General features: G+C 69.4%; 14 protein-coding genes. 4 read left to right on the top strand and 10 right to left on the bottom strand.

Going from position 1 to position 18,512, the window contains the following annotated elements:
• Positions 1-26 precede the first annotated feature (26 nt).
• The 4 genes from LDO15_RS08325 (at position 27) to LDO15_RS08310 (ending at position 5,797) form a co-directional block, all read left to right on the top strand.
• Complete coding sequence (locus tag LDO15_RS08325; protein WP_223985875.1) at positions 27-674, top strand: DUF3000 domain-containing protein; 648 nt, start codon at positions 27-29, stop codon at positions 672-674.
• 61 nt (positions 675-735) lie between these two features.
• Positions 736-2,094 carry an HRDC domain-containing protein gene (locus LDO15_RS08320; protein ID WP_223985872.1) on the top strand — a complete coding sequence of 453 codons (1,359 nt, stop codon included), beginning with the start codon at positions 736-738 and terminating at the stop codon, positions 2,092-2,094.
• 242 nt (positions 2,095-2,336) lie between these two features.
• Complete coding sequence (locus LDO15_RS08315) at positions 2,337-3,608, top strand: acetyl-CoA C-acyltransferase (protein ID WP_223987207.1); 1,272 nt, start codon at positions 2,337-2,339, stop codon at positions 3,606-3,608.
• The gene (locus LDO15_RS08310) at positions 3,605-5,797 is read left to right on the top strand and encodes a 3-hydroxyacyl-CoA dehydrogenase NAD-binding domain-containing protein (RefSeq protein WP_223985870.1); all 2,193 of its coding nucleotides are present in this window, start codon (positions 3,605-3,607) and stop codon (positions 5,795-5,797) included. The genes LDO15_RS08315 and LDO15_RS08310 overlap by 4 nt, the downstream gene beginning before the upstream one ends.
• A gap of 124 nt (positions 5,798-5,921) precedes the next feature.
• Here the strand turns inward: LDO15_RS08310 and LDO15_RS08305 are convergent, their stop codons facing one another.
• From LDO15_RS08305 to LDO15_RS08260, 10 genes are all read right to left on the bottom strand, one after another.
• Positions 5,922-6,911: a hypothetical protein gene (locus LDO15_RS08305; protein ID WP_223985866.1), complete on the bottom strand. Its 990-nt coding sequence runs from the start codon at positions 6,909-6,911 to the stop codon at positions 5,922-5,924.
• Between the two features lie 59 nt (positions 6,912-6,970).
• Positions 6,971-8,575 carry an ABC transporter ATP-binding protein gene (locus tag LDO15_RS08300; RefSeq protein ID WP_223985864.1) on the bottom strand — a complete coding sequence of 535 codons (1,605 nt, stop codon included), beginning with the start codon at positions 8,573-8,575 and terminating at the stop codon, positions 6,971-6,973.
• Positions 8,572-9,330, bottom strand: coding sequence for an energy-coupling factor transporter transmembrane component T (locus LDO15_RS08295; protein ID WP_223985862.1), 759 nt, complete (start codon positions 9,328-9,330; stop codon positions 8,572-8,574). The genes LDO15_RS08300 and LDO15_RS08295 overlap by 4 nt, the downstream gene beginning before the upstream one ends.
• 59 nt (positions 9,331-9,389) lie before the next feature.
• On the bottom strand, positions 9,390-10,211 hold the full coding sequence (locus tag LDO15_RS08290; protein ID WP_223985860.1) for an ECF transporter S component: 822 nt from the start codon (positions 10,209-10,211) through the stop codon (positions 9,390-9,392).
• Positions 10,212-10,402: 191 nt separating this feature from the next.
• A complete protein-coding gene (locus LDO15_RS08285; RefSeq protein WP_223985857.1) occupies positions 10,403-11,443 on the bottom strand; it encodes a nucleoside hydrolase in 1,041 nt (346 codons plus the stop codon).
• A gap of 41 nt (positions 11,444-11,484) precedes the next feature.
• Positions 11,485-12,462, bottom strand: a complete 978-nt coding sequence (locus LDO15_RS08280) for an aldo/keto reductase (protein ID WP_223985854.1) — start codon at positions 12,460-12,462, stop codon at positions 11,485-11,487.
• A gap of 73 nt (positions 12,463-12,535) precedes the next feature.
• Positions 12,536-12,754, bottom strand: a complete 219-nt coding sequence (locus LDO15_RS08275) for a hypothetical protein (protein WP_223985851.1) — start codon at positions 12,752-12,754, stop codon at positions 12,536-12,538.
• 67 nt (positions 12,755-12,821) lie between these two features.
• A complete protein-coding gene (locus LDO15_RS08270) occupies positions 12,822-13,379 on the bottom strand; it encodes a hypothetical protein (RefSeq protein WP_223985848.1) in 558 nt (185 codons plus the stop codon).
• Positions 13,380-13,455: 76 nt separating this feature from the next.
• The gene (gene dxs, locus LDO15_RS08265; protein WP_223985846.1) at positions 13,456-15,429 is read right to left on the bottom strand and encodes a 1-deoxy-D-xylulose-5-phosphate synthase; all 1,974 of its coding nucleotides are present in this window, start codon (positions 15,427-15,429) and stop codon (positions 13,456-13,458) included.
• Between the two features lie 206 nt (positions 15,430-15,635).
• A complete protein-coding gene (locus tag LDO15_RS08260) occupies positions 15,636-18,446 on the bottom strand; it encodes an aconitate hydratase (protein WP_223985843.1) in 2,811 nt (936 codons plus the stop codon).
• Positions 18,447-18,512 lie beyond the last annotated feature (66 nt).

Raw genomic sequence — 18,512 nt, 5'->3', positions numbered from 1 at the left:
GCCGGGCCGTTGCATAACCTTCCAAGGTGAGCTCCCTCGATCAGGTTCCGGCAGATTTCCTCTTCGCCTTGGGGACCCTTCGACAGGCACGGTGCCGCAGCGAACTGCACCTTGACGAAATTCCGGCCCCGTCACGGCTGGCGCCGTTCGCGGTTGCCCTGGGGGCCGAAGTAATCGGCCCGGGCGGTGCCCCCGCCGGCGGCGCGGTCCACGGCCCCGCGGCCGCGGCCCTGGCGCGTGCGTCCGGGAGCGACGACGTCGAACTGGCCACCGGCCGCTTCATCCTGCTCCACGACCCCGACGGCTCCGCCGTGTGGGAAGGGGAGTTCAGGATCGTCACCTACATCCGCGCCCAGCTGGAACCCGAAATGGGCAACGACGAACTCCTGGGATCGGTCGCGTGGACCTGGCTGGTCGAGGCGCTCGACAATCACCAGGCGCCCTACCGCTCCGCCGGCGGCACCGCCACCAGGGTGCTCTCCGAGAGCTTCGGAACGCTGTCGGACCGGCCGGATTCGATCGACATAGAGCTCAGGGCCTCCTGGACCCCCGCCACCCCGGACATCACCTCGCACCTGGAGGCGTGGTCGGATATGGTCTGCACTTTTGCCGGACTGCCGCCGCTGCCCGAGGGCGTCACGCCCCTGCCCCGGCGCCCCCGCGGACACGCATGAGGCGCATTTTCAGCGGCGGTCACGGCCTTATACGCCATGTTGTCGGTAAACTGTAGAGATCATGACCCCTCAAAATCCGGAAATCAGCACGGCCGGCGCCGTTCACAATACGACAGAAGCCGCTGACACCACAGCCCACATCACCGTGGAAGGCTTCGACAGCCTGGTCCCTGAAGTGATCGACCTCGACGCCCCCCGCGACGGCGTGCCGCTGGTCATCGAAACCCAGTCCGGACTCGAACGCTGCGCCGCAGCCCTCGCGGCCGGACACGGCCCCGCGGGCGTGGACGCCGAGCGGGCCTCCGGCTTCCGCTACGGCCAGCGCGCCTTCCTGGTCCAGATCCGGCGCGAAGGCTCCGGAACCTGGCTGATCGATCCGGAGCCCTTCGGGGATCTCAGCATCATCAATGACGCGCTGCGCGGTGTCGAATGGATCCTGCACGCCGCCAGCCAGGACCTGCCCTGCCTGTCCGAACTCGGCATGTGGCCGGACAAGCTCTTCGACACCGAGCTCGCCGCGCGCCTGGCCGGACTGCCCCGGGTGGGGCTCGCCGCCGTCATCGAACAGCTCCTGGGCTTCGGCCTGGCGAAGGAGCACTCCGCCGCCGACTGGTCCACCCGCCCCCTGCCGGAGCCTTGGCTGCGGTATGCGGCGCTCGACGTCGAGGTCCTCACCGAACTGCGCGAGGAACTGATCGAACTCCTCGTCGCGGACGGCAAACTGGAATACGCCGAACAGGAATTCGCCGCCATCCTCGAGGCCGGGCAGGCACCGCCGCGCGTCGACCCGTGGCGCAAGACGTCCGGGCTGCACCAGATCCGGGACCGCCGCCAGCTGGCCGCGGTGCGGGAACTCTGGCTGGAACGTGATTCCCTGGCGCAGAAGCGCGACGTCGCCCCCGGCCGGCTGATCCCCGACTCCGCCCTCGTCGCCGCGGCCAAGGCCATGCCCTCCACGGTCCCCCAGCTCCTGGGCACCAAAGGGTTCCACGGCCGCGCCGCCCAGCGCGAAGCGCCCCGCTGGCTGCGCTGCATCAGCACAGCCCGGGCACTGGATGAGCTTCCCCCGCTGCACCTGCCCACGAACGCTCCCCCTCCCCCGCGCGTCTGGGCGGACCGGGATCCGGAGGCGGCCGCCAGGCTTGCCACGGCCCGGCCGAAGCTCCAGGCCAGGGCCGAGGAACTGAACCTGCCGGTGGAAAACCTGCTGACCCCGGACTACCTCCGCCGGGTCGCGTGGCGTCCGCCGGCCGAGCTCAGCGAGGAAGGCGTGGCCGAGGAACTGGCCAACCTCGGGGCGCGCCAGTGGCAGATCGAAATCACGGCTCCGCTGATCACCGAGGCCTTCCTCCACCCCGAGCCGCTGCCCGCGAAGGAGCCAAGGGTTCCCGCGGAGGCGCCGTCCGGCGCGGCCGGATAGCCCGCGCTGCAGGCGCCACTCCCCTCCTCCTTGCCAGCTATGTTACTGGCGAGTAACATGATGCATGATGTCGCCCGGAAACCTCCCGCCTGTGGCAAGTCCCGCACCAGGCCTTGCCGCTAGCGCGGGTCCGGCACCCATGTCTCGATGAGGAGCAACACGTGAGCCAAGACCGCAACAGCGGAACAGACAGCAACGCAAGCGCCAGCAGCGCGGGCCCCCGCACCGCGGGTCCCCGCGCCGTGCGCGAGGTCGTCTTTGTGGACGGCGTGCGCACGCCCTTCGGCCGCGCGGGCGAGAAGGGCATCTACGCCGGAACCCGCGCCGACGACCTCGTGGTCAAGTGCATCCGCGAGCTGATGCGCCGCAACCCTTCGCTTCCGGCCGAACGGATCGACGAGGTCGCGATCGCCGCCACCACCCAGACCGGCGACCAGGGCCTGACCATCGGCCGCACCGCCGCCCTGCTGGCCGGACTCCCCCGGACCGTCCCCGGCTTCGCGATCGACCGCATGTGCGCCGGCGCCATGACCGCCGTAACCACGACGGCCAGCGGCATCGGCTTCGGCGCGTACGACGTCGTCATCGCCGGCGGCGTGGAGCACATGGGCAATCACCCGATGGGCGCCGGTTCGGACCCCAACCCGCGCTTCATGTCCGAGCGTCTCGTGGACCCGGCAGCGCTGAACATGGGCAACACGGCCGAGAACCTGCACGACCGCTTCCCGGCCATCACCAAGGAACGCACCGACGCCTATGCCGTCGCCTCACAGGACAAACTCGCCGCGGCCTACGCCAGGGACCAGATCCAGCCCGACCTCGTCCCCGTCGCCACCATGAAGCCGGGCCAGGGCTGGACCGTCAACACGGTGGACGAGCCGCCGCGCCCCGGCACCACTGTTGAGGACCTGGCCGGCCTGCGGACCCCGTTCCGTGCCCACGGCCGGGTCACCGCGGGCAACGCCGCCGGACTCAACGACGGCGCCACCGCGGCCCTGCTCGCGTCCGCCGACGCCGCCGAAGAGCTTGGCCTGCCGGTCCGGATGCGCCTGGTGGCCTACGCCTTCGCCGGCGTCGAACCCGAGGTCATGGGCATCGGCCCGGTCCCGGCCACCGAGAAGGCGCTGAAGAACGCCGGGCTCGGCATCGAAGACATCGGGCTCTTCGAGATCAACGAGGCGTTCGCCGTCCAGGTCCTGAGCTTCCTGGACCACTTCGGGATCGCCGACGACGACCCCCGCGTCAACCGCTACGGCGGCGCGATCGCCGTCGGCCACCCGCTCGCCTCCTCCGGGGTCCGGCTGATGAACCAGCTGGCCCGGCAGTTCGAAGAAGACCCCACGGTCCGTTACGGCATGACCACGATGTGCATCGGCCTGGGCATGGGGGCCACCGTCATCTGGGAAAACCCGCACCACGCCGCCTACGGCACCGCCGCTGACACCCGCGCCGGCGGCAGCGCCGATTCCGCCAGCACCGCATCCGCCGCTACCGAGACTGGAGCCACAGCATGAGCGCCGCCGACTTCCGCAAACTTGCCGAACTCTTCCCGAACGAGACGGTCACCCATTCCTACGTCCAGGACCTTGAGCTGCCGGCCGTTGACGGCAAAAGCCCCGGCACCTTCGCCCTGATCACCCTGGATAACGGCCTGGACCACTCCAAGCCCACCACCCTCGGGCCCAACACGCTGGTGGAACTTGGGACGGTTCTGGAGGGGCTGAAGGAGCGCGCCGCCCGTGGCGAGATCGCCGGCGTCGGCGTCACCGGCAAGCCGTACTTCCTCGTCGCCGGCGCGGACCTCTCCACGGTCAAGTCGGTCAGCGGCCGCGAGCAGGGACTCTGGATGGCGCAGCTGGGCCACGAGGTCTACGCCACCCTGGCCAACCTGGGCGTGCCGAGCTTCGCGTTCATCAACGGGCTGGCCCTCGGCGGCGGCCTGGAGATCGCACTGCAGTCCACCTACCGGACCGTCTCCACGGGCGCCGGCGCGCTGGCCCTGCCCGAGGCGTTCATCGGGCTGATCCCGGGGTGGGGCGGCGTGTACATCCTGCCGCGGCTCATCGGACCGGAGAACGCCGTCAAGGTGATGATCGAGAACCCGCTGAGCAACAACCGAACGCTCACGGGGCCGCAGGCCTATGAGCTCGGCGTGGCGGACGCCATGTTCGAGCCGGCGGACTTCGTCGAGCAGTCCGTCGCATGGGCCGCGAAGGTCATCGCCGGCGCCGTGTCGCCCATGCGTGCCAACGCCGTCGACCCGTCCGACCCCGGCATTGCGGCCCGCTGGGCGGACGCCGTCGCCAGGGGCCGGGCGTTCGTCGAAGCCAAGACCTCCAACGCCTCCCCCGCCCCCGCCAAGGTCCTCGAGGTCATGGAGGCCAACCGCACACTCACGCAGGCCCAGTCCGCCGAGCTGGAATGCGACACCCTCGCGGACCTCATGCAGACGGCCGAATTCCGCTCGACCGTCTACGCGTTCCTGGACCTCGTGCAGAAGCGCTCCAAGCGTCCGGCGGGCGCCCCGGACCGCAAGCTCGCCCGTCCGGTGACGAAGATCGGCGTCGTGGGTGCGGGCCTGATGGCGAGCCAGCTCGCCCTGCTCTTCGCCCGCCAGCTCAAGGTGCCGGTGGTTATGACGGACATCGACCAGGCGCGGGTGGACAAGGGCGTCGGCTACGTCCACGCCGAGGTGGACAAGCTCCTGGCCAGGAAGCGGATCAGCCCCGACGCCGCGAACCGCACCAAGGCTCTGGTGAGCGGTTCCGTGTCCAAGGGAGCCTTCGCTGACGCCGACTTCGTGATCGAGGCCGTCTTCGAGGAACTCAACGTCAAGAAGCAGGTCTTCAAGGAGGTCGAGGCGATCGTGTCGGCCGAGTGCGTTCTCGCAACCAACACCTCGTCCCTGTCCGTCACGGCGATGGCAGCGGACCTTGAGCACCCCGAGCGGCTCGTCGGCTTCCACTTCTTCAACCCCGTGGCCGTGATGCCCCTGCTGGAAATTGTCCGTGCACCGAAGACCGACAACGCCGTGCTGGCGACCGCCTTCGAACTCGCGAAGGGCCTGAAGAAGTCGGCCGTGCTCGTCAAGGATGCCGCGGCGTTCGTGGTCAACCGCATTCTGCTGCGCCTCATGGGCGAAGTGACCGCCGCCTTCGACGAGGGCACGCCCGCCGACGTCGCAGACAACGCGCTGCGGCCGATGGGCCTGCCCATGACTCCGTTTGTGCTCGGCGCCATGGTGGGGCTGCCGGTGGCCCAGCACGTCCAGGAATCGCTGCACGCGGCCTTCGGGGACCGCTTCAGAATCTCGGAGAACCTGCAGGCGCTGATCGACAACGGCGTGAAGTCCATCTGGGCCCCTGAAAATGGAACGGCGGGGAACGGCACACCCGCGCCGGGTCCGGACGGCAAGCCCTTCATCCCGGCCGGGACTCTCGCGCTCATGTCCTTCGGCACCTCGCCGTCCACCGCGGAGGAAGTCCTGCGCCGCACGCAGGATGCCCTGGCGGAGGAAATCGGCCTCATGCTCGAGGAGGGCGTGGTGGCCGGTCCGGAGGACATCGACCTCTGCATGATCCTCGGCGCGGGCTGGCCGATGTTCCTGGGCGGCATTACCCCGTACCTGGACCGGGTGGGAGCCTCGGAGCGGGTCAACGGCAAGAAGTTCCTGGCACCGGGGGTGGCCTCCGCGCCGGCCTAAGCCGGGCCCCTGCCTGACCCGCCCACTGCCTGACCCGCCCACAGCCTGACCCGGTTTCCAGGGCCACGCCAAAGCGCCGCCGTCCGCACCCTACCGGTGCGGACGGCGGCGCCGTGTCACCGCCTCAAGTGCCGGCCGGACCAACCACCGCGCTGCGGCGGAAGTAGCGCCCTGCAGAGGGCAGCCAGACCAGTACTGCTGCGACCAGGCCTCCGATGAGCGGCAGCCCCTGGGAAAAGACCGTCAGGAAGATCGCCGACTGCACGCCGCCCGCAGCCGCCGGATTCTCCGGATACGCCGGATTCTCCGGATTCGCCGAAGACACTGACGCAAAGCCGGCGAGCGTGGCCAACACTGCGAGGGCGAGTCCCGCCAGCGGGATGACGGTCACGACGGGCCGGACGAATCGCTTTCCCCGCCCGACTGCCCTGGCGCAAGCGAGGTCTGCAGCCGCCACTGCGGCAAGAGTCAGCCACAGGACCAGCGCCGGAGTCGTGTTTCCGCCCGAACCCATACTTCCCGCAAGGAGGACCAGACCCATGACTGCCTGCAGCCCGGCAACAGCGCCGGCAACAACCAGGATCCAGACCGATGCCACCACCGCTCGTGGCACCCGGCCGGGTGTGGGCTCCGAACCGGCTGGTGTATCCAATGTGTGCGCACCGCCGCTGCCAAAATACGCGTTGGCAGGCGGCAGCCACATGAGCGCTGTGGCGAGGACCGCAGCGGCAACGGCCGCGCCGGCGGGAGAGAGCAGCGCCTCCCGCCACGGCACCTCGCCGGCAGACAGACCGCCGGCAAAGTACGGGAAATAGAGGAATGCCGGAAGTATCACCACATACGCCGACAGGACAATGCGCGCCGGTTTCCGGCCCCTTCTCAGGAGCACGGCGAACACAATCCCCGTCACCGATATGGCCCCGCCGGTGACGTAGAGCGCCAGAGCCGGCAGGTACGTCGCCGGCGGCACCATCCCGCCGAAAGCCAGGACCATGAGCAGCCCCATGAGGGACTGGACGGCGCCGGCTGCCCCGAGCAGCAGCCAGATCACTGACGAAATCGTCACAACGGCCGGAACGTCGGTGATCGCGGCGGTGTCTGCATTAGTGGCCATGGCTCCATGCTCGGGTACCCGGCGCGTAGCCCGGTAGGGTCACAAGCCTCCCGTGCCTGTCAGGCTTCCCGCAGGCTCCCGCCGTCGAGTTCGAGAATGCGGTGCGCGGTGGCCCGGGCGTAGGCGAGGTCGTGGGTGACCATGACGACGGCCGTGCCCCGCGACGCCGCGGCGGCCACGTTTCCGACGAGCCGCTCAAGCCCGTGCCGGTCCAGGCCGACAGTCGGCTCGTCCAGGGCCAGCACGACTGGTTCCCGGGCCAGGACCGTGGCCAGGGCGAGCAGGCGCTGCCGGGAGGCGGACAGCTCGGCCGGGTGGACGGCCTCGGCAGCCGCGGAAAGCCCGACGGCGGCCAGCGCCGCCCGGGCCCTGCCCTCGGCTTCGGCTTTCCCGCAGAGGTGCCGGAGTCCGAACGCCGCTTCCCGCAGGACGGTCCGTTCGAACAGCTGGTCCCTGGGCTGCTGGAAGAGCAGGCCCACCGAGGCCGCGACAGTTCCGACCGGCACCCCGGCAATGCTCCGCCCGCAGACCCGCACGTCCCCTGCCGAAGGCCGGAGAAGACCATTGAAGTGACGCAGGAGCGTCGACTTGCCCGCGCCGTTGGGGCCCGTTACGGCGACAATCTCGCCGGGGTGTACGGCGAGGTCCACATCCCGCAGGACTTGGGCCTGGGCCCGGACCTGGGCCGGTGAAGGGGTTCCCCGCCGGCTCCGCGAATCCTTGCCGTAGCCGAAGCCGACCCCGCGCAGTTCGAGGGCGGCCTTCCCGGGTGCTGCCGCACCTGGACCGGGCGCGGCGACAAGTCCACCGTATATCGGGCCGGCCCCAGGGGCGGCTGCGGGGCCACGAATACCGGCGCCGGGAACGCCGCCAGTGCCGAGAACGCCGGGCACCAGCACGCCGGAGCGCTCCAGCTCGGCCGAGCGGGCCAGCTGCGCGGGCGTTCCCGCGGCGGTGACCGTGCCGCCGTCGAGCACGGTCCAGTGCGTGGCCTCGCCGGCGAGGCGGTCCGCGGCCTGACTCAGCACGACGACGCCGGTCCCGGCGGCGCAGAGGCTGCCGACCAGGGCCTCAATCTGCGCTGCACCGGCCGCGTCCAGCGATGCCAGCGGCTCGTCGAGGATGAGGACCCCCGGTTCTGCGATGACGGCGCAGCCCACGGCGAGCCTGCGCAGCTCTCCGCCGGAGAGCGTGGCCGGGTCCCGGCCCAGCAGCCCGGCCAAGCCGGTCCGTGCGGCGGTGCGCTCCACAGCGCGGAGCATGTCCACCCGTGGCGTCGCCCGGTTTTCCAGGCCGAAGGCCAGCTCCTCGGCCACGGTGGCCCGGACCGTGGAGAGCATTGCGGCCGCGTCCTGCGGGACGAAGGCCACGCGGCGGGACCATTCGGCGGGGTTGATCCGGGGGTCCTCGGGCACGCCGCGGAAATCCAGCCGGGTGCCGTCGAGCTCCAGGCTGCCGCGGAACTGTCCCGCGTGGCCGGCCCGGAGCCAGCCGGCCAGCAGTCGTCCGAGCGTGGATTTTCCGCTTCCGGAGCCGCCCAGGACGGCGGTCAGGGAGCCGGGCGTGACTGACAGCGCCGCATCGTGCAGGGCCGGGCGGCTCTCGCCGTGGAACGTGAACGCGTCGATCCGGACCCGCAGCGCCGTCCTGGTGGCCGCCGTCACGACCCCGCTCCGGCCGGCCAGGAAACGACGAGCCGCGCCACGACGGCTGCCGCCGTGAGCACCAGCGCGGCTGCCCGGAAGCGCCGCTGGGCGGCCGGGTCGGCGACCTCGCGGTAGCTGGTGCGGGGACCCGGGCTGCCGAAGCCGCGGGCGTCGAGCGCCTGGGCGCGGCTGCCGGCGTCGTCCATCAGGGCCAGCACCAGGGGCACCATCTGCAGCCGGAGGGTGCCAAGGCGGGACAGCAGGCCGCCGCGCACCACCATCCCGCGCGTTTCCTGGGCCTGCCGGATCCGGTCCAGGCTGCCGGCGACGGCAGGCAGGAGGGTGAGGGTGGAGGCCAGGATGAAGCCGAACTGCGGCGGGATCCGCCGGGCGGAGAGCGCGGAGAGGAGGTCGGGAACGCTCACGGTGAAAGAGAAGAGCAGGAACACCAGGACGCACGCGGTGGTCCGCGTCCCGAGCTCCAGCGCGAACCCCAGGCCCTCGGCCGTGACCCGGGCCGGCCCCCACTGGGCCAGCACGGTATGGCCCTCGGGGAAGAAGAGACCGTGCAGCACCAGGAGGGAAAGGCAGAGGGGAACAAGGATCACCGCCGCGGCGGGCAGGACCCGGCCGGCAACTCCGCCGCGCACTGCAAGGGCCGCCGCGGCGAGGGCCACGGCGACAGACAGCGGCCAGCTCGACGCCGCCGTCGTGACGACGGCGGTGCAAACCGCGGCAGTCAGCGCGGTGAAGGGGTGAAGGCGGAGGGTCACAGGGTCACAGGGTCACAGGGTCACAGGGTCACAGGGTCACAGCATCACGACCGCCGGCGTCAGGCATCCGGCGCTGACGGCGCCTTGCCGGCGAGCACCCGGAAGCGCCGCACGAACGGGAACTGGAAGGTGGTGCGGCGGGGCAAGGCGTAGGCCAGCAGCGCCGCGATCGTGAAGACGATGGCCTTGTCCATGGGGTCGGAGATCAGTGCCTGCTTGGTGATGGCGGCGAGGAGTGTATCGCCCATGGCGCGGAAGGCGCTGACGATTGCCCCGGTGCCGAGGCCGGAGGTGCCGCCGAAGACGAATGCGGCGATCGGGGCGGAGACGACGCCGGCGAGGATGCCGGTGACGAAGCCGGCAATCGGGGCGAGGTAGAAGCGGCGGAACAGGCCGCCGCGGGCAGCCATGCCTGCGAGGAAGCCGATGAGGGCCGCCCCGGCGGCGAAGGGCAGGACGGTGGGGTTGAAGAAGGACCAGACGATGCTGCTCAGGGCGCCCGTGGCGGCACCGGCGGCGGGCCCGGCGAGCACGGCGATCAGGACGGTGCCGATCGCGTCGATGTAGAAGGGCAGGCCGGTGCTGCCCATGAGCTGTCCGAGGACCACGTTAAGGACCAGTGCCACCGGGATGAGGACGAGGGTGGAGGTGGGGAGGACGGGCAGGACGGCGACAATCAGGAGGACCGCGCCGAGCAGGAATCCGCCGAGGGCCACGAGAGCCGAGAAGCTGGCCGGGCCGTTGGCAATGTCCGCGGGCTGGGTGAGCACCAGGAAGACGTAGGTGGCGGCGATGGCCGCGGCGCCCGCGATTTCGAGCAGGCGGCGACTGCGGCCGGCCGCCTGTCCAGGGGCCGGGACGGTGAGGGCGGGCTGTGACATGGGGTGTTCCTTCGGCTGGGTGCGACAACATCCGCCTCATGTCACCTCGGCGCAGCTACCATCCTAGCGAGCGGCTACCCGTCTGGCGATCTGCCGACCCGCCCGGGGAATATCCCCGGGCCGGCACGGCCACCGCCTCCGCCACCGCGTCCGCCACCGCCTCCGCCACCGTCTGGGCCACGGTCTCGGCCTCAGGCCGCCCCGGCGTTAGGTCGGGGACGGTGCCCCACTGCGCGGGCGAGGGCTCCGACCGAGGACACCAGCTCGTCGAAGCAGTGCCCGGGGTTGTTGTCGGAGACGATCCTGGCGTTCGGCGGCAGTCCCCACAGTCCCCGGAAGTCTGCCACTGTGGTGCCGATGAGCAGCGGCGAGTCCGTTTCGACGTCGACGGCGGCCGTGCGCGTTGCGAACGGCGTGCGCCCCGCGGCAACACAGGCCGCGAAGGCGTCGTGCACGTGGGCCACAAAGCCCTGGTCGTAGAGCCGGTGGAATTCCATGTAGAAGCGCAGGGCATCGGACAGGCAGGCGATGAGGGGGTTGCCGGACCGGCTGCGCCGGCCTTCGGGCTGCTCCGGGAGGACGAGTTCCGGCTCCGGCGCGCCCGCGGCCTCGCCGAGGCGGCGCAGGTGCTCCGGCCGCATCTCGATCCGCTCGGTGGTCTCCAGGGCGCAGACGATCGGCAGCTTGTCCTCGGGCAGACCGCGGTAGGCGGCAAACACTTCCTTGGCGGCGTGCGGGTCCACGGAGGTGTTCCATTCGGCCGTGGGCGTCGTGTTGCCCTGGTAGTAGAAGCTGCCACCCATGATGACGAGCCCCTTGAGCAGCCGCGGCAGTTCCGGCTCGCGGCGCAGGGCCAGGGCAAAGTTGGTCAGCGGACCCGTAATCAGCCCGGTGATCTCCCCCGGGTGCGCCCGCACCTCCTCCACCCAGACGTCGACGGCGTGCCGGGCCGAGATCTGCTGCGCCGGCGCCGGCAGCTCCGCGTAGCCGATCCCCTGCGGGCCGTGCGTCTCTTCGGTGGTGACCAGCGGGATCTCCAGCGGGACCTCGGCGCCGATGGCCACCTCGATACCCGCGCGGCCGCACAGCTCCAGCAGGGCCAGGTTGTTCACCGCCACCTGCCGGGCCCCGACGTTCCCCGCGGTGCACGTGATGGCCTGGATGCGGACCTCGGGCCGGGACAGCAGGTAGACCAGGGCCAGGGCGTCGTCGATCCCGGTGTCGACGTCCATCAGAATCGTGTGTGTCGCGGGGCTGTCCGCGGCCGGATCGTTCAGAACAGGGCCACCTTGGGGGTGCGCGGGAAGAGTTCGTCGAGCTCGGCGAGGTCCGCGGGGCTGGGCTTCCAGGCCACGGCCGCCGCGTTCTGGCGGACCTGCTCCGGCGTGGTGGCGCCGGCGATGACGCTGCTGATGGACGGCTGGGCAGCCAGCCAGGAGAACGCGACCTGGACCTCGTTGAGGCCGCGGGCGGCGGCGAACTCGCCGAAGGCGGCCAGCTGCTCCCGGTCGGCGTCGTGGACGAGGTTGGTGCGGGTGTGGCTGAGCCGGGACCCCTCGGGGGCGGCGCCCTTGGAGTATTTGCCGGTGAGCAGGCCGTTGGCAAGCGGGAAGTACGGCAGGACGCCCAGGCCGTAGGCCTCGGCGGCGGGGGTGACCTCGAGTTCGGCGCGGCGGTCCAGCAGGTTGTAGTGGTTCTGGCTGGAGATGAACCGGGCTCCCCCGCGGGCTCGGGCCACGAACTCGGCCTCGGCGATCTGCCAGCCGGCCCGGTTGGAATGGCCGATGTAGCGGACCTTGCCGCTGCTGACGAGGTCCTCAAGGGCCGCGAGCGTCTCATCGATGGGGGTGAGTGGGTCCGGGGTGTGGAACTGGTAGAGGTCGATCCAGTCCGTGCCGAGCCGGCGCAGCGAGGCCTCGGCCGCCTTGATGATGTAGCGGCGCGATCCGCGGGCGCCGAAGTCCTCGCCGTTGGCGCCGCGCATGTCCATGCCGAACTTCGTGCCGATCACGGCGTCGTCCCGGCGGCCGCCCAGGGCCCGGCCCAGCATGGACTCGCTCAGGCCGGGCTCCCGGCCGTAGGTATCGGCGACGTCAAAGAAGGTAATCCCGGCATCCAGGGCCGCGTGCACGACGGCGTCGGTGCCCTCCTGCGATTCGGTCACGGTCCCGGACCGGCCCAGGTTGTTGCAGCCCAGTCCCACGACCGAGACGGATAGTCCGGAATTTCCCACACGGCGGTATTCAGTCATGGATTTAGCCTATATCGAGCGGGCGGGTGCCCCCGTCCAGGGATGCATGGGGCCCAAGCCAGGGCAGGCGCCGCTACCCTGCGGGCAGCTCGAGCCCGTGCTCGTCCATGGCGTCCTGGAGTTGGGCGACGGTGCGCGGGCAGATGCCCGGCATCCCGGCAAGCCGGCGCCGGCCAAGCTGCACGAGGTGTTCGAGGGTTTCCACCCCCGCGTGCGCGAGGGACTTGCGCGCGGGCGCCGCCAGTCCTGCGGGGAGCGGAGTGCTGCCTGGTCGAGAGGATTTTCGCGTCACTGCGTTGCCTTCCAGTCGGATGCCCCCAAACTGATGTGAGCCGTGCCCGGCTCCTTTCCGGTGTTGCCTAGAGCGTGAAGCTGTTGGCCGGTTTCGGTGAATGCTTGAGCTTAAAAGTCTCCTCGCCAAACGGCGCGGCGCCAATGCTCAGCTTGGTAAAGTCCAGGTCCTCGCCCCGGATGCAGACCTTGATGGCGGAGACCGTTTTGTTCACGTCCGGGGTCAGGCAGAAGATATTGAGCCTGGCATCGGAAAACTCGCTGCGGTCCACGATTCCCAGGCCCCGCCAGGCAAGATGGCTGATCAGGGCGTCTTTGGCCTTTTCCTCGAGGTACTTATCACGGCTGGTCCCCTCCTTGGTCTTGAGCGCATACTGGGCCACCACCCAGAACTGCTCGTCCTCGGGGATTTCGGCGTAGCCGTCCTCGGCACACTGCACCGCGAAGGCGTCCATCAGGCGCTCGGCGGCCTCGGCGTCCTGGACGTCTGTCTCGTCCGTTTTGCTCTGGTGCCCGACAACCCCGTGGTTCATCACGAACTGGCTGTAGTCCTCGTCAAACCAGGCTTCCCTGAACTCCAGGGTGCCCTCTTCGTCACGCTTGTAAACCCGGATAATTCCACTCATATGCCAGTTCCTTCCTGGGCCGTACTGCGCCTCCTTAGGTGGCGCCGCACGGGGTAGTGCTCAACAGACGTGCTGGCTACAGCAGCGGCAGACTGCCGGTGCTGGGGTGTTCCTGGCCGGGCAGGGGCCGCGCAAACGGCACCTTCGTGCCCAGTACCTGCGCGACGACGTCGTGCGTGATCTGCTGGGCGGTCAGCCCGACGCGTTCGAGCACCTGGCTGCGGGTGCCGTGGTCGAGGAACTCCACGGGCAGGCCGACCTCGTTGAGGGCGGTGTCCACCCCGGCGGCCCGCATTTCCTGGCGGATTCGGGAGCCGACGCCGCCGGCCCGCACGCCATCCTCGATGCAGATGACGAGGCGGTGGTGGGAGGCCAGGGCGATGATGGACTTCCGGACCGGGAGCAGCCAGCGGGGATCGACCACGGTGGAGCTGATGCCTTGGGCTCCGAGACGGTTGGCGACGTCCAGCGCGAGTTCGGACATGGCGCCCACGCTCACGATCAGGACGTCGTTCTCGCTTGAGCCGGCGGGGCGGCGGGCCAGCACGTCCACGCCGTCGCTCAGGCGTTCGAGCGCCTCAACCTCGGCGCCGACGCTGCCCTTGGAGTAGCGGATCACGCTGGGGGCGTCTTCGATGGCCACGGCCTCGCGCAGTTCCTCCCGCAGCCGGGTGGCGTCGCGCGGTGCCGCGAGGTGCAGCCCGGGGACGATCTGGACCATGGCCATGTCCCACATGCCGTGGTGGCTCGCGCCGTCGGGTCCGGTGACGCCGGCCCGGTCCAGGACGATCGTGACGCCGGCCTTGTGCAGGGCCACGTCCATCAGCAGCTGGTCGAAGGCCCGGTTCAGGAAGGTCGCGTAGACCGCGACCACCGGGTGCAGTCCGCCGAACGCCATGCCGGCGGCCGAGGTGAGGGCGTGCTGTTCGGCGATGCCGACGTCGAACACGCGCTCCGGGTGCCGGGCGGCGAACTTGTGCAGCCCCACCGGAATCAGCATGGCCCCGGTGATGCCGACGATGTCCTTGCGCTCGTCGGCGATGTCGGCGATTTCATCGGCGAAGACGGCGGTCCACGATTTGGCGCCGCCGACCTCGGCGGGTGCGCCGGTCTCCGGATCGATGATTCCCACTGCGTGGAACTGGTCCGCTTCATGGGCGCGGGCGGGCGCGTAGCCGTGGCCCTTTTCCGTCATGGCGTGAACGATGACGGGGCCGGCATAGTTCTTGGCCGTGGCGAGGGCGTTTTCCATGGCCTGGAGGTTGTGGCCGTCCACGGGACCGATGTACTTCATGCCGAGGTCCTCGAACATGCCTTGCGGGGCCCACCAGTCCTTGATGCCCTTCTTCATGGCGTGCAGGCTCTTGTAGGTGAACTGGCCCGCGGGGCCGCCGTTCTGGAGTTTGCGCTTCCACCATTCGAGCATGCCTTCGTAGGCGGGGGCGGCGCGCAGGGAATCGATGGTGGGGCGCAGGGACGCCAGGTGGTCGGCGAAGCCGCCGACGGTCGGGGCGTAGGAGCGGCCGTTGTCGTTGACCACAATGACAACGCGGCGCTTCTTGTCCGCCGCGATGTTGTTGATGGCCTCCCAGGCCATGCCGCCGGTCAGTGCGCCGTCGCCGACCACCGCGACGACGAAGCGGTCGCCGTCGCCGGTCAGCTGCCGGGCGCGGGAGATGCCGTCGGCCCAGGACAGCGAGGAGGACGCGTGCGAGCTTTCGACGATGTCGTGCTCGGATTCCCCGCGGTCGGGGTAGCCGGACAGGCCGCCCTGCTGGCGGAGCGTGCTGAAGTCATGGCGTCCGGTGAGGAGCTTGTGCACGTAGGACTGGTGCCCGGTGTCGAAGACGATGCTGTCGCGGGGGGAATCGAAGATCCGGTGCACCGCGATGGTGAGCTCGACGACGCCGAGGTTCGGGCCCAGGTGTCCTCCCGTTTGGGAGACGTTGCCGATCAGGAAATCCCTGACTTCGGCTGCCAGCTGATCCAGCTGCGCCTCGGACAACTTACTCAGGTCCTGCGGATTCCGGATGGTGTCCAAGATTCCCAACGGCCCCTCCTTCGGGTGGTAGACATGCCTTTTAACTCTAACGCCTCCGGCAGGGCCGCCGCGCCGGAACGGGAAAGCCCCGGTCCGTCACTGACGGGCCGGGGCTTTCTCGTGGGACTGCTTAGTCTCCGCTAGTTCGCGGAGACGATCTCCGCGAACCCGCGGTAAACCCGGCGATAAAGCGTTGCCGGCTTCACCTCGGGTCCCTACGCGGAGATCTGACGCAGGACGTACTGCAGGATGCCGCCGTTGCGGTAGTAGTCCGCCTCGCCGGGGGTATCGATGCGCAGGACCGCGTCGAAGGACGTGACGGAACCGTCTTCGGCAGTGGCCGTGACCTTGAGGGTCTTCGGCGTGGTGCCTTCGTTCAGGGCGGTGACGCCCTCAACAGCGAACGTTTCCGTGCCGGTCAGGCCCAGGCTGGCGGCGTTCTGGCCGGCCGGGTACTGCAGCGGCAGGACGCCCATGCCGATCAGGTTGGAGCGGTGGATGCGCTCGTAGCTCTCGGCGACAACGGCCTTGACGCCCAGCAGCGCCGTGCCCTTGGCGGCCCAGTCACGGGACGAACCGGAACCGTACTCCTTGCCCGCCAGGACAACCAGCGGGGTGCCGGCGGCCTGGTAGTTCTGGGCGGCGTCGTAGACGTAGGCCTGCGGGCCGTCCGCCTGGGTGAAGTCGCGGGTGAAGCCGCCCTCCACGCCGTCCAGGAGCTGGTTCTTGATGCGGATGTTCGCGAACGTGCCGCGGATCATGACCTCGTGGTTGCCGCGGCGTGAGCCGTAGGAGTTGAAGTCCTTGCGCTCCACACCGTTGGCCAGCAGGTACTGCCCGGCGGGGGTGTCCGACTTGAAGGAACCGGCCGGGGAGATGTGGTCGGTGGTGACGGAGTCACCGAGCTTGAGCAGCACGCGTGCACCGGTGATGTCCTGGACCGGTTCCGGTGTGGCCTTCATGCCCTCGAAGTACGGGGGCTTCCGGACATACGTGGACTTCTCATCCCAGGCGAAGGTGTCGCCGGCCGGGGTGTCGAGCGCCTTCCAGCGGTCGTCGCCGTCGAATACGCCCTCGTAGCCGCGGGCAAACATTTCCTTGTCGATCGAGGAATCGATGACCTGCTGGACCTCGACCGGGTTCGGCCAGATGTCCTTCAGGAAGACGTCGTTGCCGGCCTCGTCCTGGCCCAGGGCGTCGTTGTCGAAGTCGAAGTCCATGGAACCGGCCAGGGCGTAGGCGATGACCAGCGGCGGGGAGGCCAGGTAGTTCATCTTGACGTCCGGGTTGATCCGGCCTTCGAAGTTACGGTTGCCGGAGAGCACCGCGGTGACGGAGAGGTCGTTGGCCTGGATAGCCTCGGAGATCTCGGCGTCGAGCGGACCGGAGTTGCCGATGCAGGTTGCGCAGCCGTAGCCCACGATGTAGAAGCCGAGCTTCTCCAGGTACGGGGTCAGGCCCGACTTGTTGTAGTAGTCGGTGACCACCTTGGAGCCGGGAGCCACGGAGGTCTTGACCCACGGCTTGGAGGTCAGGCCCTTATCGACGGCGTTGCGGGCCAGCAGCGCGGCGGCCAGCATCACGGACGGGTTGGACGTGTTGGTGCAGGACGTGATCGAGGCGATCGAGACTGCACCGTGGTCCAGTTCGAACTCGCGGCCGTCTGCGGTGGTGACGCTGACCTTGTTGGACGGGCGTCCGTTGGACTTCGGGCCGTGGGAGTGCGGGGCCTGGTCCGTGAGGTGGCTTGCCGAGCCCGTGAAGGACGGCGAGTCCGAAGCCGGGAAGCTCTCGTCGATCGCTTCGTCGACGCTGCCGCCGACCAGGTCTTCCTTCACGTAGTTGCGCAGGTCCTCGCGGAACTGGGCCTTGGACTCGGTGAGGATGATGCGGTCCTGCGGGCGCTTCGGGCCGGAGATCGACGGAACAACCGTGGACAGGTCCAGCTCGAGGTACTCGGAGAACTTGATCTCGCGGGAGGGATCGTGCCAGAGGCCCTGTTCCTTCGCGTAGGACTCCACGAGGGCCACGTTCTCGTCGGACCGGCCGGTGAGGCGCAGGTAGTCGAGGGTGACGTCGTCGATCGGGAACATCGCGGCGGTGGAGCCGAACTCGGGGCTCATGTTGCCGATGGTGGCGCGGTTGGCGAGCGGCACAGCCGCGACGCCTTCGCCGTAGAACTCCACGAACTTGCCGACCACGCCGTGCTGGCGCAGCTGTTCGGTGATGGTGAGGACGACGTCGGTGGCGGTGGCGCCGGCCGGGATGGAGCCGGTGAGCTTGAAGCCGACGACGCGCGGGATGAGCATGGAGACGGGCTGGCCGAGCATGGCAGCCTCGGCCTCAATGCCGCCAACGCCCCAGCCCAGCACGCCCAGGCCGTTGACCATGGTGGTGTGCGAGTCGGTGCCCACGCAGGTGTCCGGGTACGCACGCAGCGCCCCGTCAACTTCGCGGGTCATGACCGTGCGGGCCAAGTACTCGATGTTGACCTGGTGCACGATGCCGGTGCCCGGGGGGACAACCTTGAAGTCATCAAATGCGGTCTGGCCCCAGCGCAGGAACTGGTAACGCTCGCCGTTGCGCTGGTATTCGATCTCCATGTTGCGCTCCAGTGCGCCGGAGTTGCCGAAGGCATCGATCTGCACGGAGTGGTCGATCACCATTTCCGCCGGCGCCAGCGGGTTGACCCGCTTGGGGTCTCCGCCGAGTTCCTTGACGGCCTCGCGCATGGTGGCAAGGTCCACAACGCAGGGCACGCCAGTGAAGTCCTGCATGATCACGCGCGCCGGCGTGAACTGGATTTCAGTGTCGGGCTCCGCGCTGGGGTCCCAGCCGGCCAGTGCTCGGACGTGGTCGGCCGTGATGTTGGCGCCGTCCTCGGTCCTCAACAGGTTTTCAAGCAATACCTTGAGGCTGAACGGAAGGTTTTCTGCACCTTCAACGGAGTTCAACCGGAAAATTTCGTATTCGGTACCGGCTACATTAAGTTTGCCTTTTGAACCGAAGCTGTCCACAATGCTCATCGCAGGACTCCTCTCGCAACAGTTTCATCTTTGTCGCGCCGCAGACCCCTTGCTAGTTAGGCGGGC

Origin of the sequence: Arthrobacter sp. NicSoilB8 (genome assembly GCF_019977355.1) — a bacterium.
In the GTDB taxonomy this organism is placed as follows: Bacteria; Actinomycetota; Actinomycetes; order Actinomycetales; family Micrococcaceae; genus Arthrobacter.
Note: the sequence above shows the minus strand (reverse complement) of the source record. Positions and strands in the feature narration are given on the sequence as shown.